Consider the following 24,137-nt stretch of genomic DNA (forward strand, 5'->3'; position numbering starts at 1 on the left):
TTTTTCTTGCGCTTTTTCGAATTTAGTGATAATTTGTTAAGTGTAGTCGATAAAAAGTAATACAGTTTCGCACTCTGTTTTACTTTTATCGAAATTAAAGAAACGTAATAGAGAGGATTGTGTGACAAAATGGCAAAGGCTAAGAAACAAAAACCTATTGACTTTAAAGAGCTAATGGCTAAAGTCGACGCTGATTTCCCAACTTTCCAAATCTTGGATCAAGATGGAAAAATTGTGAATGAAGATTTAGTACCTGATTTATCGGATGAGGAATTAGTTGAATTAATGACACGCATGGTTTGGTCTCGTGTGTTAGACCAACGTTCTACTGCATTAAACCGTCAAGGACGCTTAGGATTCTTCGCGCCAACAGCTGGACAAGAAGCAAGCCAATTGGCAAGTCAATTTGCAATGGAAAAAGAAGACTACTTATTACCAGGTTACCGTGATGTACCTCAATTAGTACAACATGGTTTACCATTAAGAGAAGCTTTCTTATGGTCTCGTGGTCACGTAGCAGGGAACTACTACGCGGAAGATTTAAATGCATTACCACCACAAATTATCATCGGTGCTCAATACATCCAAGCAGCTGGTGTTGCTTTAGGATTGAAAAAACGTGGAAAAGAAAATGTTGTCTTCACTTATACTGGTGACGGCGGTTCTTCACAAGGGGACTTCTATGAAGCAATTAACTTTGCTGGTGCTTACCAAGCAAACGGTGTCTTCATTATCCAAAACAATGGTTTTGCGATTTCTACACCTCGTGAAAAACAAACAGCGGCTAAAACTTTAGCTCAAAAAGCTGTTGCAGCAGGAATTCCTGGTATTCAAGTTGATGGTATGGATCCATTAGCAGTTTACGCAATTGCAAAAGAAGCACGTGATTGGTCAGCTGCAGGAAATGGTCCAGTTTTAATTGAAACATTAACCTATCGTTATGGTCCACATACTTTATCTGGAGACGATCCAACACGTTACCGTTCAAAAGAAATGGATGACGAATGGGTACAAAAAGATCCATTGACTCGTTTCCGTAAATATCTAACAGATAAAGGCTTATGGTCTGAAGCAAAAGAAGAAGAAATTATTGAAAAAACAAAAGAAGAAATCAAAGTAGCGATTGCAGAAGCGGATAAAGCGCCAAAACAAAAAGTTTCTGATTTCTTGAAAAATATGTTTGAAGTTCAACCTCAAACAATTAAAGAACAAATTGCATTTTATGAAGCGAAGGAGTCGAAATAAAAATGGCACAAAAAACTATGATCCAAGCAATTACAGATGCCTTAGCTCTTGAATTAGAGAAAGACGAAAATGTCTTAATCTTCGGTGAAGACGTTGGTAACAACGGTGGGGTTTTCCGTGCAACTGAAGGTTTACAAGAAAAATTTGGTGAAGACCGCGTCTTCGATACACCTTTAGCTGAATCTGGTATCGGTGGATTGGCTTTCGGTCTTGCCTTGCAAGGTTACCGTCCAGTTCCTGAAATCCAATTCTTTGGTTTCGTTTTTGAAGTATTTGACGAAATCGTTGGTCAAATGGCTCGTACGCGTTACCGTATGGGTGGAACTCGTAATATGCCAATTACTGTTCGTGCCCCATTTGGTGGTGGTGTTCATACACCAGAACTTCACTCAGATAACTTAGAAGGATTAATCGCACAATCACCAGGTGTTCGTGTTGTTATTCCATCAAACCCTTACGATGCAAAAGGACTATTAATTTCATCTATTCGTAGCAACGATCCAGTTGTCTACTTAGAGCACATGAAATTATACCGTTCATTCCGTGAGGAAGTGCCAGACGAAGCTTATGAAGTGCCTTTAGATAAAGCGGCTGTAACTCGTGAAGGAACAGACGTATCAATCATCACTTACGGCGCTATGGTTCGTGAAGTGATTAAAGCAGCTGATAGCTTAGCGAAAGACAATATTTCAGCAGAAATCATTGACTTACGTACAGTGGCTCCTTTAGATGTGGAAACAATTATTAACTCTGTTGAAAAAACTGGCCGTGTGGTTGTCGTTCAAGAAGCACAAAAACAAGCTGGCGTTGGCGCTATGGTTGTTTCTGAAATTTCTGAACGTGCCGTATTATCATTAGAAGCACCAATCGGACGTGTATCTGCTCCAGATACAATCTTCCCATTCGGACAAGCAGAAAATATCTGGTTACCAAATGCGAAAGATATCGAAGCAAAAGCTAGAGAAATCGTCGAATTTTAATAGTTATTCGAAGTAGATAAACGAAGAATTAAACAGGTGGAATACGGCTATAGGCATGAAATGTTCAGCTACTATAGTCGTTTCCCCGCGTTTTGCTCCTAAGAAAATAGACAGATCCAACGAAGAAGGGAAGACTTAAAAAATGGCTTATCAGTTTAAATTACCGGATATCGGTGAAGGGATTGCCGAAGGCGAAATCGTTAAATGGTTTGTAAAACCTGGCGATACAATCAACGAAGACGATACGTTATTAGAAGTACAAAATGACAAATCAGTGGAAGAAATTCCATCACCAGTAACAGGTACTGTAAAAAATATCGTTGTACCAGAAGGAACAGTTGCAAACGTTGGTGACGTGTTAATCGAAATCGACGCACCTGGTCACGAAGATAACGATGCAGCACCAGCAGCTCCTGCACAAGAACAAACACCAGCACAACCTGCTGCTGTACCAACAACAGAAGCAGCTGGCGGATTTTTCCAATTCAAATTACCAGACATCGGTGAAGGAATTGCCGAAGGCGAAATCGTTAAATGGTTCGTTAAAGCTGGCGACACAATTAATGAAGATGATTCATTATTAGAAGTACAAAATGACAAATCAGTAGAAGAAATTCCATCACCAGTAACAGGTACTGTAAAAAATATCGTTGTACCAGAAGGAACAGTTGCCAATGTGGGTGACGTGTTAGTTGAAATTGACGCACCTGGTCATAATTCAGCAGCACCGGCAGCCGCAGCACCAGCTACTGACGCTCCTAAAGCGGAAGCATCAGCTCCAGCCGCTTCAACAGGCGTAGTTGCAGCCGCTGATCCAAACAAACGCGTTTTAGCAATGCCATCTGTTCGTCAGTATGCGCGTGAAAAAGACGTTGATATTACACAAGTAACTGCAACTGGTAAAGGTGGCCGTGTCATTAAAGCGGATATTGATGCCTTTGTCTCTGGTGGTTCTCAAGCAGCACCAGCTACTGAAGCTGCCGCAACAGAAGCAGCACCTAAAGCGGAAGCAGCTGCACCTAAAGCAGCGCCAAAAGCCTTTACTTCTGATTTAGGCGAAATGGAAACACGTGAAAAAATGACACCAACACGTAAAGCAATTGCTAAAGCAATGGTTAACAGCAAACACACTGCTCCTCACGTAACATTACATGATGAAGTAGAAGTTTCTAAATTATGGGATCACCGTAAGAAATTTAAAGATGTTGCTGCTGCAAATGGTACAAAATTAACATTCTTACCATACGTTGTAAAAGCATTGACTTCAACTGTTCAAAAATTCCCAATCTTGAATGCATCAATCGATGATGCAGCACAAGAAATTGTTTACAAAAATTACTTTAACATTGGTATCGCTACTGATACAGATCATGGCTTATATGTACCAAATGTTAAAAATGCTAATACGAAGAGCATGTTTGCTATCGCTGATGAAATCAACGAAAAAGCAGCATTGGCTATCGAAGGCAAATTAACTGCACAAGATATGCGTGATGGTACAATCACAATTAGTAACATTGGTTCAGTCGGTGGCGGCTGGTTTACACCAGTAATCAACTACCCTGAAGTTGCTATTTTAGGCGTTGGTACAATTGCACAAGAACCAGTTGTTAATGCAGACGGCGAAATCGTTGTGGGACGCATGATGAAATTATCATTAAGCTTTGACCACCGTATCGTTGACGGCGCAACTGCTCAAAAAGCAATGAACAACATTAAACGCTTATTAGCTGATCCAGAATTACTATTAATGGAAGGATGATTAACAAATGGTAGTAGGAGATTTCGCCATTGAACTAGATACAGTCGTAATCGGAGCTGGTCCTGGAGGATACGTTGCCGCAATTCGTGCCGCAGAAATGGGTCAAAAAGTTGCGATTATCGAACGTGAATACATCGGAGGCGTTTGTTTAAACGTTGGATGTATTCCTTCAAAAGCTTTAATTGCTGCTGGACATCATTACCAAGAAGCACAAGATTCTTCAACTTTTGGTGTAACAGCTAAAGGAGTCGAATTAGACTTTGCCAAAACACAAGACTGGAAAGATAACACAGTTGTTAAATCATTAACAGGCGGCGTTGGCATGTTATTGAAAAAACACAAAGTGGAAATTATTGAAGGCGAAGCATTCTTCGTTGACGAAAATACATTGCGTGTTATTCACCCAGACTCAGCACAAACTTACTCATTCAATAATGCTATTGTAGCAACAGGTTCTCGTCCAATTGAAATCCCAGGATTCAAATTTGGCGGACGCGTGTTAGATTCTACAGGCGGTTTAAACTTAAAAGAAGTTCCTAAAAAATTCGTTATTATCGGTGGCGGTGTCATCGGTGCTGAATTAGGTGGCGCTTATGCTAACTTAGGTTCAGAAGTAACAATTTTAGAAGGTAGCCCATCAATTTTACCAACTTATGAAAAAGATATGGTTAAAGTTGTCACAGACGACTTCAAGAAGAAAAACGTAACAATCGTGACTTCTGCAATGGCTAAAGAAGCTGTTGACAATGGCGATAGCGTCACTGTTAAATATGAAGTTAACGGAAAAGAAGAAAGTGTTGAAGCAGATTACGTAATGGTCACTGTTGGACGTCGTCCAAACACAGACGACTTAGGCTTAGAACAAGCGGGCGTTGAAATTGGCGAACGTGGTTTAATCCCAGTTGACAACCAAGGACGTACTAACGTGAAAAACATCTTCGCAATCGGCGACATCGTACCAGGTGCTGCGTTAGCGCATAAAGCAAGCTACGAAGCAAAAATTGCTGCTGAAGCAATTTCTGGTAAGAAAGTTGCAGTTGATTACAAAGCAATGCCAGCTGTTGCCTTTACTGATCCAGAATTGGCAAGCGTTGGTATGACTGTTGCAGAAGCAAAAGAAGCGGGAATCGAAGCAAAAGGTTACAAATTCCCATTTGCTGGTAACGGCCGTGCAATTTCTTTAGATAAAACTGAAGGATTCATGCGTTTAGTTACAACTGTAGAAGACAATGTCATCATCGGTGCACAAATTGCCGGTGTCGGTGCAAGTGACATGATTTCTGAATTAGCTTTAGCTATTGAATCTGGCATGAATGCAGAAGACATTGCTTTAACAATCCACCCACACCCATCATTGGGCGAAATTACTATGGATACAGCTGAATTGGCTTTAGGTTTACCAATTCATATTTAATAGTATCACTTTGTCGCACGACAGATATAATGCGCCTTTTGCACTTGTTGCATTAGCCACAGCAAGAGCAAAAGGTGTAAAAAAACAACGACTTCTAGGAGTCGTTGTTTTTTTATGTTCTGTTCTTTCTTTTACGGTATTTAAGGGGTGTTTCACCCGTTTCTTGTTTAAAGATACGGACAAAATAGCTATCTTCAACAAACCCTAAATCTTCACTGATTTGGGCAATTGTTTTATCTGTCTCCAAAAGAAGCTGTTTAGCCCATGTGATTTTTAATTGTCGATAAAATTGACTAAAGGGAATACCAAACTCCTCTTTTAATAAACGACTTAAATACGTCGGTGTCAAATGAACAAGGTCTGCCAGTTCTTGTAAATTTAAACGCAGCGATTTGTTTTCCCAAAGGGCATCTAAAACCGGTTGTAATTGCTTATTTTTAGTTTGATAGGCACTTGAAGGAGTTAATTGAGCAGTTAATAAAGTTTGTTGAATATCTTTTTGGATCATATTCAATGGCTCCAGCTCTTCTTTTCGCGAACTAATCTGTAAGGATTGTTTGTACGTATTGATTAAATAATCTTTTTTGATGGCTTCAGAAATAATATATTGGCTTAGATCAGCGATTAATGTCGCGCTCTTTTCTAAGTCTGCTAGTTCTAAAACAGGGTATTGTTGATACAGCTCTTGGTGTGTTACTAAAAATTCTTGAATGAAGGCATCATTCATGGTTAAAACCTGTTCTAACTCTTCTTGGTGATCTTCGAGCAAAACTTCACCAGCCATAATGGCTCCTACATACTGGTTATCAACAATAATGGGGATGGCCATATCAACGATGTTAAAGTGACAACGGTAGATAAAAGGCTGACCAGTGCGAACAGCTTCCAAGCCACCACGAGCATCACATTTTTCACAAAGTTTCGAGAGCTCAGGGGAGTGGCGTACCAGTTGGCAAAAGGGTTGAACTTGACTATGTTTCGTCACAGGTCGACCTTTATAATCGACTAAAATAATGGCTAAGCGAGTGCTTAAGGCCAATGATTCTTGCAATTTTTCCCACTTCTCTAAATCTAAAATATTTTTTAATTCTACAGTCATAAGGCAATCCTTCAATCTAAAGTTTAAAAATCATAATATTTTATTATTTCACAAAATAATTCTATCATTTTTTGCAAGAAAACGATACCAAAAGTTCAATGCTTTTTGTATGAAAGCGTTTTATACTATGTATGTAAACAAAATATAGGAGGCTATCAACATGAGAAAAGCATTGATTTTACCAACGAAATATGTTCAAGGGGAAGATGAATTACTAAACTTAGGTTACTTCGTTTCAACTTTTGGAAAAAAAGCGTTACTAATTGCAAATCCTGCTGACGTTGATCGTGTACGTCCACAATTGGAAGAAACAGCGAAAAAGTTTGACATTACCTTCGTAGAGGGTGGCTTTAGTGGAGAAGTAACGCGTGAAGAAACAAAGCGCTTGCAAAACGTTGGACAAAAAGAACAAGCAGACTGTATCATTGGTTTAGGTGGCGGTAAAGCAATCGATGCTTCAAAAGTCGTAGCAGAAGGTGAAAACTTAATTATTGTACCAACGATTGCGGCTCAAGATGCACCAACTTCGCATTCAGCTGTACTATATCATGAAGATGGCTCATTTGATGATTATGCTTACTTTAAACAAAGTCCAAGCGTCGTGATGGTTGATACAAAAGTGGTTGCCAAAGCGCCAACTAGATTTTTAGTTGCTGGAATGGGGGATGCCTTATCCACATATTTTGAAGCACGCGCAACACACAATTCATATTCTCGGGTTAATGCTAGTTTGCCAATGGGTTCAAGAGAAGGCTTAACGCCCGCTGCTAGCGGCACATATGCAGCTTTGGCTATGGCAAAACTTTGCTGGGAAAACCTACAGGAAGATGGGATAAAAGCGAAATTAGCTTGTGATGCAAATGTGGTTACTGAATCATTGAATAAGATCATTGAAACAAATATCTTACTTTCAGGCTTAGGTTTTGAAAGTGGCGGTTTAGCTGCAGCGCATGCGATTCATAACGGTATGACAGTCTTACCTGGTGCGCACAGTTATTTACATGGTGAAAAAGTAGCCTTTGCAACAATTGCACAACTTGTATTAGAAGATGCAGCAAAAGACGAATTAGAAGCTGTTTTAGACTTTAGCGCTTCTGTAGGTTTACCATTAACGCTTTCAGACATTGGTGTCGATGAAATCACTTATGAAGAAGCATTGGAAGTAGCCAAAATTGCTTGCATTCCAGAAGAATCAATTCATTCAATGCCATTCCCAATTGTCGTTGAAGAAGTAGCGAATGCAATCATTGTTGCAGATAAAGTCGGACAAGAATATAAAACAAGACATAAATTAGATTAAGGAAGTGTCCACATGAAAGCAGATATTTTACTCGTTTCACATAGCAAAATGATTACAGATGGTATTAAAGAGATGATTGAACAGATGAATGCCAGTGAAGAAATTACGATTCATTCACTTGGTGGCACATCAGATGGTTCATTAGGTTCAGATCCAATGAAAATCATTGACACGATTAACGAAGCGGACTCTGACCGAGAATTTTTAATTTTTGCCGATTTAGGCAGTGCCGTTTTAAGTTCAGAATTAGCTTTTGATATGCTAGAAGAAGACCAACAGAAACATTATCATTTAGTCGATGCACCATTGGTTGAAGGTGCCTTTGCGGCAGCAATTACTGCAGGTGTCTCAGATGATTTGACGCAAATTTTAGCAGAAGCTCAAAATGCTGGTAAGAAAGGGTGGAACTAAATGAAAAAAATTATTAATGAACCTGGTAAAATTGTCGAAGAAATGCTCCAAGGAATTGTGAAAAGCTATGGAAACCTTGTTCATCAAGTCGAAGATTCTCGCGTGATTGCTCGCAACGACTCAAACAAACAAGTTGGGCTAGTATCTGGTGGTGGAAGTGGTCATGAGCCTGCACATGCTGGGTTTGTTGGTGATGGAATGTTAAATGCCGCAGTTTTAGGTGATGTCTTTACTTCACCAACACCAGATCAAATTTTAACAGGGATCCAAGCGGCAGACCAAGGGGCCGGTGTTCTGTTAATCGTAAAAAATTATACAGGCGATATTTTGAACTTTGAAATGGCCAAAGATATGGCTGATATGGAAGACATTCATGTAGAAATGGTCGTTGTCGATGACGATATTGCAGTCGAAGATAGCACCTATACCGCTGGAAAACGAGGCGTTGCCGGGACTGTTCTTGTCCATAAGATTTTAGGACATCATGCCCGCCAAGGTGCTTCTTTAGAAGAGCTCGTTTCTTTAGGAGAAAAGATTGTAGCAGCCACGAAAACAATTGGAGTGGCTTTAAAAGCAGCCACTGTGCCTGAAGTTGGCAAACCAGGTTTTACTTTACCAGAAGATGAAATTGAATTTGGCGTAGGGATTCACGGAGAACCAGGCTATCGTCGTGAAAAAATCCAACCATCGAAAGAGTTAGCGAAAGAATTAGTTGAAAAAACATTAAGTAGCTATGAACAACAACCACAAACAGTGGGGGTACTTGTCAATGGCATGGGCGGCACGCCATTAATGGAACAATTTGTATTTATGAACGACGTGCTAACATTATTAGAAGATAAAGGTGTTCAAGTGACCTTCCATAAAGTGGGTAACTATATGACGTCTATTGACATGCAAGGATTATCTTTAACGATGATTGACTTGGCGACAAAAGACTGGCAAACAGCGCTAGAAAGCAATGTAACAACAATTTCTTGGTAAGGGTGATAAAAGATGGAATTAACAGTAAAAGACATTCAAACATGGTTAGACAACTATTCAAAAGTTATTGAAGAAAAAAAAGACTATTTAAGTGAATTAGACACGCCGATTGGTGATGGGGATCACGGTAACAACATGGCTCGTGGTATGGCTGAATACAAAATTGCGTTTGACAAAAAAGTACCAACCACAATCACGGAGACATTTAAAGTCCTATCCATGGCTTTGATTTCAAAAGTTGGCGGAGCTTCTGGTCCTTTATATGGTACTGCGTTTATGAATATGACTAAAGCGACAAAAGATTTGGAAACCATCAGTTCGCCAGAGCAATTAAAAGAAATTGTTCAGCAAGGTCTAGCTGGGATTCAGATGCGTGGCAAAGCTGAACCAGGAGATAAAACGATGGTTGATGTCTGGACACCTGTTGCTGAAGTAATTGGAACAGAACAATTTAATGAAGAAAAAATTGAACAATTTGCTGAAGCAACAAAAGATTGGGTGGCGAAAAAAGGACGTGCCTCTTATTTAGGGGAACGAGCAATTGGTCATATTGATCCAGGCGCAGCATCTAGTGCATTATTATTTGAAGAACTAGTCAAAGTAATCAATCAATAACAGTGAGAAAAAAGTTTAGCAAGTGCCTCTCTTGAAGCGCTTGCTAAACTTTTTTATAAATAATGGTTTCTTTTGTTCATCTATGGGATAATTTAAGTAACAAAAAATAACAAAGATAAACAAATGGGGGATTTAAAGATGAAAAAGCATGTGATTGTGGGATGTTTATTAATCGTTAGCTCAATGTTTGTAAGTGCTTGTGGAAGTTCGTCAGACGTGACCACGGAAAAAACCAGTGTCACAAAACAAGTCGAAGCTACGGGACAAAGCACATCCTCTTCCGTAGACCAAACCAAGTATGATGCCATTATTACAGAAGCTAAAAAGTTAACGGCAGAGGGGCAATATAAAGAATCAGAAGAAAAATTAGCTACGATTCCTGTTAGCGATTTAGGGAAACCTCATTATTCAATCGTTAAAGAAACGGTTGAGAAACTAAATAATCAAAATAATGAAGGCTTAAAAAGACAAGAAGAAGTCGCGGTTGAAAAGCAAACGAAGTCGAGTCCGGCACCAACGGAATCACTTAAACCAATTCCAGATGGATTTGCTAAATGGGCAACCACGTATCTTTTTTATTATCCACGAGGAGATCAAAAGCAAGCGGGTTTAATCATTGAAGCGAATGGAGCGGTCACGCAGACGAATACGAATGGCGAAATTTACACAGGAAAAGCCGAAATAAGTGGAGCTTCGGGCACTATTTTAAGTTATGATACGACTAATTATCGCCCGACGACCCAACCAGCTACAAAATCGATTACTCCAAATGTTAAAATCACTGTTACTTGGAACAATGGCGGCGGTGTTGATGTTTATTATGGCTACGTTTCTTATTCACAACGTTTAGCTTTGACAGATGGTATCGCCGTGACAGACGGGGTCAAAGAAGTTTGGCTTTCATAAAAAGAGCTAGACATTCAAGCAAAAACTTGAATGTCTAGCTCTTTTGTTGATTGAATCGGGGGATATAAATACTTAGTTTCGATAAGAACGAACGGTATTATTAATAGCAGAAATACTATATTTTAATTCATCTTCTAACGTTTGATCAATGTCTGTGTCTAAAGTTTCTGCAAACATGGCTTCATATTCAGCGATAGAAAGTTCTGTCCGATTATCCAGCAGTGCTAAATGAGTTTCTTTTTGTAAATGATTCTGATAACCAGCTACTAATTCACCAGTGAAAAATTCAGCGACAGCACCAGAACCATAACTGAATAAACCAATTTGATTGCCTGCGGTTAAAGTCGTTGCATTTTCTAAAAGGGAAATGAGTCCCAGATAAAGTGAACCCGTATACAAGTTTCCTACGCGACGACTATAGATGATGCTTTCTTCATAACGAGCTAAAATTCGTTCCTGTTCTGCTTCAGTTAGGTCGGAGATTTTTGCTAATAAGGCTTTTTTGCCCATTTTTGTGTAAGGAATATGGAACGCTAAAGCATCATAATCTGCAAAATCAAGACCGGTCCGTTTTTTATGTTCATCCCAGACTTGGGCAAAAGATTGGATGTAGGTTTCGTTTGACAAAGGACCATCGACCATAGGATATGGATGGCCTGTTGGACGCCAAAAGTCATAGATATCTTGCGTCAGCATCACATTATCCTCTTTTAAAGCCAAGATGCGCGGTTCACTAGCAACTAACATTGCAACCGCCCCAGCTCCTTGTGTAGGCTCACCGCCAGAATTTAAGCCATATTTTGCAATATCTGCCGCGACAACCAAGACTTTTTTATCTGGATGTAAGGCGACGTGATTCTTAGCTAACTGTAAGCCTGCTGTTGCTCCGTAACAAGCTTCCTTGATTTCGAAAGAGCGAGCGAAAGGTTGAATCCCCATTAAACGATGTAAGACAACTGCGGCCGCTTTTGACTCATCGATACTGGACTCAGTCCCGACAATCACCATATCAATGGCCTCTTTATCTTCTTTGGTCAAGATGGCTTCTGCGGCATTGGCTGCAAATGTCACAATATCTTGGCTGATTGGGTTCACCGCCATTTGGTCTTGCCCAATACCAATATGAAATTTCCCAGGGTCTACATTTCTGGCTTCAGCCAGTGCCGTCATATCAATATAATAAGGGGGCACAAAAAAACTAATTTTATCAATCCCAATTGTCATTTCTTTAACTCCTTTACGATAAATAGATTCATTATATAAAATAGCACGAAATGAACCAAAATGGGGAATTTTTGTATTAACTTCATAGATTATTAAAAAATATCTTATAAGTCTGTTAACATTCAGTAATTGGCACTTGTGATTCTGGGATTTTATGATATATTTCAAGATGGAGGTGCATTTAGTTGAAAACAGTAGTTATTATTGATGCATTACGAACACCAATTGGAAAATATAAAGGCAGCTTAAGTCAAGTAAGTGCCGTAGACTTAGGAACACATGTTACAACACAACTTTTAAAAAGACATTCCACTATTTCTGAAGAAATTGATCAAGTAATCTTTGGAAATGTTTTACAAGCTGGAAATGGGCAAAATCCCGCACGACAAATAGCAATAAACAGCGGTTTGTCTCATGAAATTCCCGCAATGACGGTTAATGAGGTCTGCGGATCAGGAATGAAGGCCGTTATTTTGGCGAAACAATTGATTCAATTAGGGGAAGCGGAAGTTTTAATTGCTGGCGGGATTGAGAATATGTCCCAAGCACCTAAATTACAACGATTTAATTACGAAACAGAAAGCTACGATGCGCCTTTTTCTAGTATGATGTACGATGGGTTAACGGATGCCTTTAGTGGTCAAGCAATGGGTTTAACTGCTGAAAATGTGGCCGAAAAGTATCATGTAACCAGAGAAGAGCAAGATCAATTTTCTGTACATTCACAATTAAAAGCAGCTCAAGCACAAGCAGAAGGAATATTCGCTGACGAAATAGCCCCCTTAGAAGTGTCAGGAACGCTTGTGGAGAAAGATGAAGGGATTCGCCCTAATTCGAGCGTTGAGAAGCTAGGAACGCTTAAAACAGTTTTTAAAGAAGACGGTACCGTGACAGCAGGGAATGCATCAACCATTAATGATGGAGCTTCTGCTTTGATTATTGCTTCACAAGAATATGCCGAAGCACACGGTCTTCCTTATTTAGCTATTATTCGAGACAGTGTGGAAGTCGGTATTGATCCAGCCTATATGGGAATTTCGCCGATTAAAGCCATTCAAAAACTGTTAACGCGGAATCAACTTACTACGGAAGAAATTGATCTGTATGAAATCAACGAAGCATTTGCAGCAACTTCAATTGTGGTCCAAAGAGAACTGGCTTTACCAGAGGAGAAGGTTAACATTTATGGTGGCGGTATTTCATTAGGTCATGCGATTGGTGCCACAGGTGCTCGTTTATTAACGAGTTTAAGTTATCAATTAAATCAAAAAGAAGAGAAATATGGCGTTGCTTCTTTATGTATCGGCGGTGGCTTAGGACTCGCTATGCTACTAGAGAGACCTCAGCAAAAAAAAAACAGCCGATTTTATCAAATGAGTCCTGAGGAACGCCTGGCTTCTCTTCTTAATGAAGGCCAGATTTCTGCCGATACAAAAAAAGAATTTGAAAATACGGCTTTATCTTCGCAGATTGCCAATCATATGATTGAAAATCAAATCAGTGAAACAGAAGTGCCGATGGGTGTTGGCTTACATTTAACAGTGGACGAAACTGATTATTTGGTACCAATGGCGACAGAAGAGCCCTCAGTGATTGCGGCTTTGAGTAATGGTGCAAAAATAGCACAAGGATTTAAAACAGTGAGTCAACAACGCTTAATGCGTGGACAAATCGTTTTTTACGATGTTGCAGACCCCGAGTCGTTGATTGATAAACTACAAGTAAGAGAAGCGGAAATTTTTCAACAAGCAGAGTTAAGTTATCCATCTATCGTTAAACGCGGCGGCGGCTTAAGAGATTTGCAATATCGTGCTTTTGATGAATCGTTTGTATCTGTCGACTTTTTAGTAGATGTTAAGGATGCAATGGGGGCAAATATCGTTAACGCTATGTTGGAAGGTGTGGCCGAGTTGTTCCGTGAATGGTTTGCGGAGCAAAAGATTTTATTCAGTATTTTAAGTAATTATGCCACGGAGTCGGTTGTTACGATGAAAACGGCTATTCCAGTTTCACGTTTAAGTAAGGGGAGCAATGGCCGGGAAATTGCTGAAAAAATTGTTTTAGCTTCACGCTATGCTTCATTAGATCCTTATCGGGCAGTCACGCATAACAAAGGGATCATGAATGGCATTGAAGCTGTAGTTTTAGCTACAGGAAATGATACACGCGCTGTTAGCGCTTCTTGTCATGCTTTTGCGGTGAAGGAAGGTCGCTACCAAGGCTTGACTAGTTGGACGCTGGATGGCGAACAACTAATTGGTGAAATTTCAGTTCCGCTCGCTTTAGCCACGGTTGGCGGTGCCACAAAAGTCTTACCTAAATCTCAAGCAGCCGCTGATTTGTTAGCAGTGACGGATGCAAAAGAACTAAGTCGAGTAGTAGCGGCTGTTGGTTTGGCACAAAATTTAGCGGCGTTACGGGCCTTAGTCTCTGAAGGAATTCAAAAAGGACACATGGCTCTACAAGCACGTTCTTTAGCGATGACGGTCGGAGCTACTGGTAAAGAAGTTGAGGCAGTCGCTCAACAATTAAAACGTCAAAAAACGATGAACCAAGACCGAGCCTTGGCTATTTTAAATGACTTAAGAAAACAATAAAAAAATAGTTCAGCAGAAATTATTCTGCTGAACTATTTTTTTTCACATTAGGTAACCGTTTCAGGCCACGAATCGGTTTTACTTTTAAGACATCTAAGAAGAAAGTGAACACAGGGATTCCTACAATAAGTCCCCATACACCAAAGAGACGCTCACTAACTAATAAAATGACAAACGTATAAAAGATTGGTAACTCTGTTTTACTAGACATGAATTTAGGATTTAGCACGTAAGATTCAAATAAATGGACGATTGTAATTAAAGCTAAGATATAAATCACATCGTTCAAGCCACCTTGGGAATAAGCGATGAAACTTAGCGGAATGCAGGAAATAATCACACCAGCAACTGGGACTAAGCTCAAAATGAAGATCATAATGGCTAAACTAGGTAACTGAGTAAAGCCGATTATCGCCAAGGCCAAGGTAGTAATGACTGTATTCACCACAGCAATGAAAAACTGAGCTTCCATTACGACACCAAATGTGTTAACGAACTTGTTGGCGAAATAATAGATATCCTGAAAAAACCAATCAAAATCACTTTTTAAAAATAACTTAGAAAAATCAGCCATTTGCTTCTTCTCAATCATAAAGAAGAAACTTAAAATAAAGGACATGACAAATGATAAACCGACAGCGCCAATATCTTGAATGTAGCGTAAAATCATTGAAGCGCCATTCTGGAGTTGAGAGAGTAAGTTAGATTTTTCCAAGTATTGATCAATAAATTGCAATACTTGATTTGTATCTGTATGTGGACTTTGATAAAAATCAACTACAGAATTAATCATTTGAGTTGTTTGGTTAACTAGAACGGGAACATATTTAGTAATCGCTAAATAGATTAGAAAAACAACCAATGCATAGGTTAAGAGAACGATGACAATCGTCGGGATTTTCATATAGCGTTGAACAAAATGGACCAAACGAACAGCTAAATAGGTAAAGATAAATGTTAAAAGAATTGTTGTAATCATGCTTCTGGATAAATAAAGCACAAAAATAATCAAAGCAAGGACGCAAAAACGTCGCAAACGTTCATTTTGAATAAATTTTTGATACAAACTCATAGGGGAAACTCCTTCTTTACTGAATAATCAATCCTGTTAAGAATAACATAACCATACCGATGGCAGCTAGGCCACAAACAATAATATGGCGGCGTTTGTACATCACTACAATGGCGATGAACTCTCGAATAAACGCGTTAGGTAAAAAATAAAAAGCGGTTTTTGCACCAATGCCATCAGCTTTTAAGCCAGCCATTCGAGCGAAAAGACCCGCCCGGAAAAGGTGATAATTGTTTGTAGTAAAAATGGCTTGGAAATTAGCATTTCCAAAATCCTCAATCATTGTTTCTTTGGAAAAACGCATATTTTCTAGTGTGTTTTTTGAATGAGCTTCTACTAAAATATCATCATCAGGAATACCTTGTGTTAAAGCATACATTTTCATCGCGACACTTTCAGGAAGTAATTCATCGGGGCCTTGGCCACCAGACATGACGATTTTTGGTGGATTTAACGTTGCGCGATTTTGAGCCTTGTAAAATTGAATGGCTTTGTTGATGCGGGCTTGCAATAACGGCGGCACAATCTCACCATTGATTAACCCTGAACCTAACACAACAATATAATCCTGTGTATATTTTGGCTGATTAAATTGATACAACGTAGAAACAGTTAAAAAATTATAAAAAACAAACGCGAAATAAGTCAAAATAAATGGCGCAATAGTTAAGGGTAAGGAGAGCCAAGTTGGTAACAACGATTGAAAAAAGAAATTATAAATTAATAGTAATGTTAAGCCAATTGCCAGCAACAACGTCAACAAGTTCCCTAGAGACCGACCTTCTTTTCTCATAACAACGACCGCATTCCAATAGAGGAAAATAATTAAGGCATAGAGTCCTAAAGCCAAAGCGATAAAAATCGCCAGCAGGGCAATAATTGCTAAGGTGATTAGAAAGTAGTTGTTTGTACGAATCGCAGTAATCCCTAAATAAGTCGCTAGAACCACAAGAAAATTATTAAATAATGTTCCATTCAGTAAACGCCTTTTTTCTTTGAAGTAGAAGAGCGCAAACAAGCCAAAAAAAGCAATGGGAATTAAAAAGAAGGCTGTGCCACGAATGATTTCTAAATATAAAACATATGAGAAGAACATAAAGACGGTCCAGCCAAACATCCACGCCAACCAATCGTGTTCTTTTTTCTTTTTCCGCCACGAGGGGATGAAAAAGAGACCCAATAAATAAACACCTAAAAAGGTTAAATCACCATAAAATTGCATAAATAAACTCCTTTAAAACATTTTTCCTCTTCAGTATAACGAAAACTCTTCAAAAAAAATAGAGGAAGCACTTAGTTTCAGAAAGTTTTCTTGTTCTTTTTTTTATAAAAAAAACCTGACGATTAACGTCAGGTTTTTGAGTCAGTATTGTTTAATTAAGCTTTAGTAACGTTAGTTGCTTGAGGGCCACGTTGACCTTCTTCGATTTCGAAAGTTACTGCTTGACCTTCTTCTAAAGTTTTGAAGCCGTCACCTTGGATAGCTGAGAAATGTACGAATACATCGTTTCCGTTTTCTGCAGTGATGAAGCCAAAGCCTTTGTCTGAGTTAAACCATTTTACTGTACCTGTTTCCATAATAAATATCCTCCTAGATGTGTGTTATAACACATTCATATTTTGCAATTACTTGAAAGGTGAAAAATGTGGAAGATGTTTATTTGAAACAGCTACCCATATTACCGAACAAAAACTACATCTATTACTATAGCATACTAACTGGTTTTTGTATAGCGATAACCTTATTTTCTTTTTTATCGGATGTTTTTTAAAAACTAGAAAGTGAAGATAAGGCTGTTATAGTGCTGTTTCAATAAGTCTCAGAAAAAAAGCCCATTGTAAGGCGCTTTCTTACAATGGGCTTTTTGCCTGTTTTTAATAACGGAGGATAGCCGCTAAAGATTTTTCATCTGGTGCAGCTTTTTGGTCTAAAACAAAAACTTGACCGCCGTTTTGAATGACTTGGTAAGCAATGGTGTTTAAAAGTTTGCGACGATCATACTCTTCAGATGACATTTCATTGTTTTCAGTAACAAAGAGTGACGTTGCAATAAAAAGATGGGAAATTTTGCCGTCAGCTGCTGCTGGCGAAATATCTGTAAATTGATCTAAGAATTTACGATCTAGTAATTTGTTATAAGAAGCTGTTTCTTTTTCTGTTAACTCTGCAGCTATTTTTTCACTAGCACTGCGGATATCTTGAATGGTTGCTTGTGCAGGTGAAGCAGCAACTGAAATTGAGCAATCATAATAAGGGTTTTTAGCAATCTTTTTAAAGAGTGTTTGGTTTTCTGGTAAAGCATAAAGATAAAGCGGTAATTTTTCAGGATTATCCAGTTGATCTTTTAAGAAAGTATCGACCGCTTGATAGTAGTTCACCCAATCAATTTCAACTTCTTTATCTTTAGTATTGATGCTATGATAAGCGACACCTTCTTTAGAACCGTTAGAACTACCTTGAGTTGAAAAGTTTAAATTACCACCCGTTAATTCATCACCTAAAGCTGTGACCACGTCTGTTGGCGCGTCTTTAGGCAATTCAACAGGGGTCACAGTCGTATGATCAACCTTGTAAAGTTTCATTGAATCGCGATTTAGAGCAAGTAGGTAATAATGGTAGTTAAATTGTTTGTCTTTGACTAGTCCAAGTAAATAAGGAATCGTGTCCACGTAATATTGATCGTCAACGGGCACATCTAATCGTTGAACAAAGGTGTTCTCTGGAGATAAGATGATTGAAACACTTGCTGTGCCGTTGCGCCAGAAGGAAGCATCAGCTAGAAGTGCGTCAATTTTTTCTTGAAAAACGGCCCATTTTTCCTCAGGAAATTTTTTTTCAAAGCGTGTTTTTGCCGCTTTTGCAAAATTTTTCAAAACAAGCGAATCTTTTTCTACGTTTTGATGAGCGACATGGGTGTTAAACAAGAAGGTAACAAACGGTCCATGAACTTCTTCAGAAAATAATGTTGATAAGCTATCTTTTTTTTGATTTGCCATAATAAAATCCCCCTTCTAAAAGTAAGTGTAGCACAGGAAATCGAATGTTTAAAACAATATGTTCAATAAAAGAAAACGCTTTAAAGAATCTAAATAAAGGACTGTTAATGGTGCTCTAATAAAAGTTTTATAAAAAATATAGCTGAAACTCATGATAAAAAAGGCACAAACCACTATACTTACGTTATGCCAATTATCCCGAATTGGTTTTTTCATACTTACTCCTACCAAGAGTAAATAACAACCTTCATTTCCACCACAGACGACGGTCGTGGTGGTTTTTTTGTTTAGGTTCTAGTTTTTGCTATCAATTGACTAGGAGAAGTAAACGTTCTTTAAGAATTTGTCATTTCAAATTTACGGAACCGCAAGAAACGATTTGCTTCTTCCTCTAACTGAGTAATTTCTTCTTCTGTTAACTCTTCCGTAGTAATGTGAATATGTAATTCTTTTTGTGTGCTTGTCATAGGTGCCTGATGATTAATCTCTGTTTGTTGGGTGCGGCCCATTAAATAGTCCAAGGAAACAGAAAAATAGTCTGCTATTTTTAAAAGATTCTCTACTTTAGGCGAAGAGGTATCCCAACGACGAATTTGTCCATTGGAAATGCCGACGTTTCTTTCTAATTGGGCGAGGGTTAATTGCTTTGACTGAGCTAGTTGTTTAATGCGAGAAATTAAGGTCATTTCAAGTCCTCCTTGCGTTTTCCGTTTGCTAATTTTAAATTAGCGTAAAAGCGAATGGTTGTCAATTGCGAGCGTGTAATAAGAAGGTGAACATCTCATGAGTGATTTTTTAGAAAATTTCCGATGAAAAAAAGAAGAAATAGAGTTATTATTAGTAAGTAAACTGTTTTGGAGTGAGAGGGGATGAATCAATGGAGAAAATTAAAAGTTACCAAGAGGATTCTGAAGTGCAGAAAAATCGTTGGTGGATCTTAGTTTCTGTGGCTATGTTTACCTTCATGTCTACATTAGATTCCAGCATTGTAAATATTGCTTTACCGACTATTTCAAAAGAAATGTCCGTACCCATGAATCAAGCGGAATGGGTCGTATCTATTTATTTAATGGTTGTCTGTGCTTGTTTATTATTATTTGGAAAAATTGGCGACAGTTTTGGAAAAATAAAAGTTTATCGAATTGGCACGGTTATTTTTACGATTGGTTCGTTACTTTGTGGCTTTAATCAATCGCTGAGCTTTCTATTATTTGCGCGAGTCGTTCAAAGTATTGGCGCTAGCATGACCATGGCGACCAATTCAGGAATTATTACGGAAGTATTCCCTTTAAATGAAAGAGGGCGGGCGCTTGGTGCAGTAGGTGCCTTTGTCTCTTTAGGCGCGATTGCTGGTCCTGGGATTGGTGGATTGATCTTATCAAACTTTTCTTGGTCGTATATTTTTTGGATTAATGTTCCCGTAGGGCTAGTTACAATTTTAATTGGCGAAAAGTTTCTACCAAAAGATATTACAAAAACAAAAGAAAAAATCGATTTTCCAGGATTTGCTTGTATTGCGATTGCGATTATGACGTTCTTCGGCGGGATTTTCCTCGGACAAGAGAGCGGGTTTGGCTCGTTACAATCCTATTTATTGTTCATTATTGCAGTAATCGCACTAGGATTATTTATAATGGTTGAACGGAAAAGAAAAAGCCCACTTATTAAGTTCGCAATTTTTAAAAACAAAATTTTTACTTTAAGTTTATTGTCTGCCGTTTTAATTTTTGCCTCAAACTTTTTTGTAAATGTTGTCATTCCATTTTATTTGCAGGATGCACGCAAACTAAGTGCTAGTTATGCTGGTGTATTAATGATGGTATTTCCGTTATTAATGGTGGTTGGGGCTCCTCTGAGTGGCTATTTGACGGATAAGATTGGCCCAGGTATTTTAACGTTTGGCGGATTGTTGCTCTTGTGCTGTACGTCGTTAATGTATATGTTTTTAGATATGAATTCGCCTATCTGGTATTATGTGATTGCAACAGCCATTATGGGATTGGGAAATGCACTTTTCCAGTCTCCAAACAATACAATGGTTATGAGCAGTGTTGAAAAGCAAGATTTAGGTGTAGCAGGAAGTATGAATTCTTTTGCTAGAAACTTAGGAATGGTCATTGGGATTGCGTTGTCAACGACCATTTTATATCGTGGTATGAGCGAAGCCTATGGTGAACGAGTAACCACGTATCTGGCTAATCGCCCAGATATATTTATTGTGGGAATGCGTGAAACCTTTTTTGTCGCCTTTCTATTATGTGTGGCGGCCTTTATATTAACGATTTTACGTTTTCGGAAAACAACCAAATAAGTAAAAAGAAACAGACGAGAAAGATTCATGATTTTTCTCGTCTGTTTCTTTACTAGCTAAGAAAATAAGCAAATGCGATTGTATATTTCTAATTCTCTGTTACAATAAAGAAAGTAAACTGTACTAAACTGTACTACTTTTAAGAATGAATTTGACGATTAATTATCATAAGATTGTGTAGAAAATACCGTAGGAGGAATACAAATGGAACTGATAGGACATGGACATTCATGTATTGAAATTCGTCTAAACGACGGCACGAACCTTTTATTTGATCCTTTTATTAATGGAAACCCTTTAACGGACGTTTCACTTGCAGACTTACACCCTGATTACATCTTAATCACTCACGGACACAGCGATCATATTGGCGATATGCTAGCAATTGCTCAAGCCAACAAGGCAACAATTATTGCGATAGCTGAAGTGGCTACGTATGCGCAGTCGCAAGGGGTAAAAGCGCATGGAATGAATCTAGGTGGGCGTTATGTCTTTCCTTTTGGTTCGGTTAAATTTGTGCCAGCTTTGCATAGTTCCGGTTATGAAATAGACGGCGTAATGACCTACATGGGCGAAGCAAGTGGGATTATTTTAGAAGCAGAAGATAAAAAAATTTATCACGCTGGTGATACGGCGTTGTTTTCAGATATGCGCCTTTTTGCAAAAGACAAATCCATTGATGCAGCATTCTTACCAATTGGCGATAATTACACGATGGGACCAGAGGATGCGCTAGAAGCAGTCTCTTACTTAAATCCCAAAATAACCATTCCAATTCATTACAATACCTTTCCTGTTATCCAACAAAATCCAGCAATATTCGTAGAGCAAGTGGTTGGCGGGAAAGTATTAAACCCAGGAGAGACGATCCTAGTTTAGGAGGAAATTATGGCGACGAAACATGATCAAATTTTAAAACATATTGAAGAATTACCAATTGGCGATCGAATCTCTGTTCGAAGCATTGCCAAAAGTTTAAGTGTTAGTGAAGGAACAGCGTATCGGGCCATCAAAGATGCAGAAAATATTGGGCTTGTTTCCACCATTCAACGTGTTGGTACGATACGAATTGAGCGGAAGTTAAAAAAACATATTGAAAAATTAACATTTGGTGAAGTGGTCCGGATTATTGAAGGGGATGTGTTAGGCGGTAGCTCTGGTCTAGACAAAGTCCTTAATAAATTTGTAATTGGTGCGATGACAGAAACTGCGATGACGCGATATATTACTCCCGGATCCTTAATGATTGTTGGTAACCGTCAAGGTGTGCAAAAGCTTGCTTTAGAAAATGGGGCAGCCGTTTTAATTACAGGTGGATTTGAAACATCTGAAGAGATTGCGCAGTTAGCAGATCGTCTGGGTATGCCTGTCTTGAGAACCACATATGATACATTTACTGTGGCTACTATGATTAACCGTGCTTTAAGTGATCAGCTGATTAAAAAAGACATTTTACTCGTCAGTGATATTTATACAGCGCTTGAAAAAACCAATTATTTGTTGACAACTCAGACGATTGCAGATTATCAGGCATTATCTGAAAGTACCCATCATTCTCGTTTCCCAGTAGTAAATAAGAAATTACGTTTAGTGGGGATTGTCACAGCCAAAGATGTCATTGGTAAAAGTGAACATTTAACCGTGGATAAAGTCATGACCAAGGATCCCAATGTTGTGAAAAAGATGATGAGTGTAGCGAGTGTCAGTCATCAAATGATTTGGGATGGTCTAGAAGTCATGCCGGTGGTGGAAGATGATTTAGCGCTTGTTGGAATTGTTTCTCGCCAAGATGTGATGAAAGCCATGCAATTGGTGCAACGACAACCACAAATTGCAGATACAATTTCAGATCAAATTTCCGGGGAAGTGATGCCTGTTGAAGAAAATGGCAAAGAAACAACCCGTTTTCGTTTTTCGGTTGCGCCCCAAATGGTTAACAGTGTTGGTACCATCTCGTTCGGTGTCCTAAGTGAAATTATTTCTAACGTGACACAACGAACAATGTTGATGAATCAAAAAAGAAATGTACTAATTGAACAAGTGAATCTACATTATTTGCGGCTAATCCAGTTGGAAAGTGAATTGGACATTCGTCCACGGATTTTAGAAATTGGTCGTCGCTCTGCAAAATTAGATATTGAAGTTTATTTAGAAAATGTCATTGTGGCAAAAGCAATTGTTGTTTGCCAAGTGATGGAGAGAACGTAGGAGGCTACAAAGAATGGACGTAGTAAAAGAAATTATGGCAGCAATTAAACAATATGAAACAATTATTATTCATAGACATCAAAGGCCCGACCCAGATGCGATTGGCTCACAGGTTGGGTTAGCAGAACTCTTAAGAGCGAGCTTTCCTGAAAAAAATATTTATCAGGTAGGCGGACCAGTGGAAGGTTTAGAGTTTTTAGCTGAAATGGATGTTATTACTGACGATGTCTATCGAGGTGCATTAGTCATTGTAACAGATACTGCAAATGCTCCACGAATTAGTGATGCGCGTTTTTCTTTAGGCGATCAATTAATTAAAATCGATCATCATCCGAATGATGAACCTTATGGAGATTTAGTTTGGGTGAATACAAATGCAAGTAGTTGTAGTGAAATTATTGTTGATTTTTGGCAACAGCATTTAGCAGAATTAACGATGACAGATAATGCAGCTCGTTTATTGTATGCTGGGATTGTGGGGGATACAGGACGTTTTCTTTATCCTTCTACTTCGGCGCATACACTCGCTGTTGCTGCGCAATTGCGTACGTTTAACTTTAATGCCGCAGACTTAAATCGTGAGTTAGACCAAATGCCTTTAAAGGTTGCTAAATTAGCGGGTTATATTTATCAAAATTTAGAAATCGATGCAAATGGCGCTGCTCGTGTCATTTTACCACAAAGTATTTTAAACAGTTATGATATTGTCGATTCTGAAACGGCAGCCATTGTTTCAATGCCAGGAAAAATTGAAGATGTTCTCTCATGGGCAATCTTTGTTGAACAGCCGGAAGGTTATTATCGCGTTCGGTTACGTTCCAAAGGACCAATCATTAATACAATTGCTAAAAAACATCATGGCGGCGGCCATCCTTTGGCAAGTGGCGCTAATGCCCGTGATGCAGCTGAAATTGAAGTGATTTACCAAGAAATTCAGGCAGCTTGCCAAGAGTGGGCTCAAAAATAAATAAGCAATTAGAAAGTAGTTATCGGTTGTTGATAAATCATTAGG

General features: G+C 38.7%; 21 protein-coding genes. 14 read left to right on the forward strand and 7 right to left on the reverse strand.

The window, feature by feature from the left end; translation table 11 throughout:
- Positions 1-129 precede the first annotated feature (129 nt).
- From pdhA to lpdA, 4 genes are all read left to right on the forward strand, one after another.
- A complete protein-coding gene (gene pdhA, locus AB3I72_RS00365) occupies positions 130-1,245 on the forward strand; it encodes a pyruvate dehydrogenase (acetyl-transferring) E1 component subunit alpha (protein WP_002357768.1) in 1,116 nt (371 codons plus the stop codon).
- Between the two features lie 2 nt (positions 1,246-1,247).
- Positions 1,248-2,225, forward strand: coding sequence for an alpha-ketoacid dehydrogenase subunit beta (locus AB3I72_RS00370; RefSeq protein WP_368023390.1), 978 nt, complete (start codon positions 1,248-1,250; stop codon positions 2,223-2,225).
- Positions 2,226-2,367: 142 nt separating this feature from the next.
- The gene (locus AB3I72_RS00375; protein WP_002357766.1) at positions 2,368-3,987 is read left to right on the forward strand and encodes a dihydrolipoyllysine-residue acetyltransferase; all 1,620 of its coding nucleotides are present in this window, start codon (positions 2,368-2,370) and stop codon (positions 3,985-3,987) included.
- Between the two features lie 7 nt (positions 3,988-3,994).
- Positions 3,995-5,401 (forward strand): dihydrolipoyl dehydrogenase, encoded by a 1,407-nt coding sequence (gene lpdA / locus AB3I72_RS00380; protein ID WP_002357765.1) that lies wholly within the window; start codon positions 3,995-3,997, stop codon positions 5,399-5,401.
- 112 nt (positions 5,402-5,513) lie between these two features.
- On the opposite strand, the gene AB3I72_RS00385 is transcribed toward lpdA, so the two are convergent.
- A complete protein-coding gene (locus tag AB3I72_RS00385; RefSeq protein ID WP_002419784.1) occupies positions 5,514-6,500 on the reverse strand; it encodes a PocR ligand-binding domain-containing protein in 987 nt (328 codons plus the stop codon).
- A gap of 160 nt (positions 6,501-6,660) precedes the next feature.
- On the opposite strand from AB3I72_RS00385, the gene AB3I72_RS00390 reads away from it, so the two are divergent.
- The 5 genes from AB3I72_RS00390 (at position 6,661) to AB3I72_RS00410 (ending at position 10,716) form a co-directional block, all read left to right on the forward strand.
- A complete protein-coding gene (locus AB3I72_RS00390; protein ID WP_368023391.1) occupies positions 6,661-7,800 on the forward strand; it encodes a glycerol dehydrogenase in 1,140 nt (379 codons plus the stop codon).
- Between the two features lie 12 nt (positions 7,801-7,812).
- A complete protein-coding gene (dhaM, locus tag AB3I72_RS00395; protein ID WP_002357762.1) occupies positions 7,813-8,211 on the forward strand; it encodes a dihydroxyacetone kinase phosphoryl donor subunit DhaM in 399 nt (132 codons plus the stop codon).
- The gene (dhaK, locus tag AB3I72_RS00400) at positions 8,212-9,195 is read left to right on the forward strand and encodes a dihydroxyacetone kinase subunit DhaK (RefSeq protein WP_002357760.1); all 984 of its coding nucleotides are present in this window, start codon (positions 8,212-8,214) and stop codon (positions 9,193-9,195) included. It abuts the gene before it with no gap.
- A gap of 12 nt (positions 9,196-9,207) precedes the next feature.
- Positions 9,208-9,810: a dihydroxyacetone kinase subunit DhaL gene (gene dhaL, locus AB3I72_RS00405; RefSeq protein ID WP_010827362.1), complete on the forward strand. Its 603-nt coding sequence runs from the start codon at positions 9,208-9,210 to the stop codon at positions 9,808-9,810.
- Between the two features lie 123 nt (positions 9,811-9,933).
- Positions 9,934-10,716, forward strand: a complete 783-nt coding sequence (locus AB3I72_RS00410) for a hypothetical protein (RefSeq protein WP_002419782.1) — start codon at positions 9,934-9,936, stop codon at positions 10,714-10,716.
- 72 nt (positions 10,717-10,788) lie between these two features.
- Here the strand turns inward: AB3I72_RS00410 and AB3I72_RS00415 are convergent, their stop codons facing one another.
- Complete coding sequence (locus AB3I72_RS00415; RefSeq protein WP_061100953.1) at positions 10,789-11,940, reverse strand: hydroxymethylglutaryl-CoA synthase; 1,152 nt, start codon at positions 11,938-11,940, stop codon at positions 10,789-10,791.
- A 185-nt stretch (positions 11,941-12,125) separates the two neighbouring features.
- Here AB3I72_RS00415 and AB3I72_RS00420 point away from each other — a divergent pair, with 185 nt between their 5' ends.
- Positions 12,126-14,537, forward strand: coding sequence for a hydroxymethylglutaryl-CoA reductase, degradative (locus AB3I72_RS00420; RefSeq protein WP_368023392.1), 2,412 nt, complete (start codon positions 12,126-12,128; stop codon positions 14,535-14,537).
- Positions 14,538-14,556: 19 nt separating this feature from the next.
- Here the strand turns inward: AB3I72_RS00420 and AB3I72_RS00425 are convergent, their stop codons facing one another.
- From AB3I72_RS00425 to AB3I72_RS00445, 5 genes are all read right to left on the reverse strand, one after another.
- Positions 14,557-15,609 carry an AI-2E family transporter gene (locus AB3I72_RS00425; RefSeq protein ID WP_002357754.1) on the reverse strand — a complete coding sequence of 351 codons (1,053 nt, stop codon included), beginning with the start codon at positions 15,607-15,609 and terminating at the stop codon, positions 14,557-14,559.
- 16 nt (positions 15,610-15,625) lie between these two features.
- On the reverse strand, positions 15,626-16,831 hold the full coding sequence (locus AB3I72_RS00430; RefSeq protein ID WP_368023394.1) for a YdcF family protein: 1,206 nt from the start codon (positions 16,829-16,831) through the stop codon (positions 15,626-15,628).
- A gap of 155 nt (positions 16,832-16,986) precedes the next feature.
- On the reverse strand, positions 16,987-17,187 hold the full coding sequence (locus tag AB3I72_RS00435) for a cold-shock protein (protein WP_002357750.1): 201 nt from the start codon (positions 17,185-17,187) through the stop codon (positions 16,987-16,989).
- A gap of 297 nt (positions 17,188-17,484) precedes the next feature.
- Complete coding sequence (locus AB3I72_RS00440) at positions 17,485-18,606, reverse strand: hypothetical protein (protein ID WP_002357749.1); 1,122 nt, start codon at positions 18,604-18,606, stop codon at positions 17,485-17,487.
- Between the two features lie 335 nt (positions 18,607-18,941).
- Positions 18,942-19,292 (reverse strand): helix-turn-helix domain-containing protein, encoded by a 351-nt coding sequence (locus AB3I72_RS00445; protein ID WP_002357747.1) that lies wholly within the window; start codon positions 19,290-19,292, stop codon positions 18,942-18,944.
- 191 nt (positions 19,293-19,483) lie between these two features.
- Here AB3I72_RS00445 and AB3I72_RS00450 point away from each other — a divergent pair, with 191 nt between their 5' ends.
- The 4 genes from AB3I72_RS00450 to AB3I72_RS00465 all read left to right on the forward strand — a co-directional run bounded on the left by AB3I72_RS00450 (position 19,484) and on the right by AB3I72_RS00465 (position 24,092).
- A complete protein-coding gene (locus AB3I72_RS00450; RefSeq protein WP_080442454.1) occupies positions 19,484-20,917 on the forward strand; it encodes an MFS transporter in 1,434 nt (477 codons plus the stop codon).
- A 204-nt stretch (positions 20,918-21,121) separates the two neighbouring features.
- Positions 21,122-21,796 carry a metal-dependent hydrolase gene (locus AB3I72_RS00455; protein ID WP_061100950.1) on the forward strand — a complete coding sequence of 225 codons (675 nt, stop codon included), beginning with the start codon at positions 21,122-21,124 and terminating at the stop codon, positions 21,794-21,796.
- 9 nt (positions 21,797-21,805) lie between these two features.
- The gene (locus AB3I72_RS00460; RefSeq protein WP_002357743.1) at positions 21,806-23,125 is read left to right on the forward strand and encodes a DRTGG domain-containing protein; all 1,320 of its coding nucleotides are present in this window, start codon (positions 21,806-21,808) and stop codon (positions 23,123-23,125) included.
- A 13-nt stretch (positions 23,126-23,138) separates the two neighbouring features.
- Positions 23,139-24,092, forward strand: a complete 954-nt coding sequence (locus tag AB3I72_RS00465; RefSeq protein ID WP_141439586.1) for a bifunctional oligoribonuclease/PAP phosphatase NrnA — start codon at positions 23,139-23,141, stop codon at positions 24,090-24,092.
- The last annotated feature ends 45 nt before the right edge of the window (positions 24,093-24,137 follow it).

The sequence above is a fragment of the Enterococcus sp. GC34 genome, from assembly GCF_040886645.1.
In the GTDB taxonomy this organism is placed as follows: Bacteria; Bacillota; Bacilli; order Lactobacillales; family Enterococcaceae; genus Enterococcus; species Enterococcus faecalis.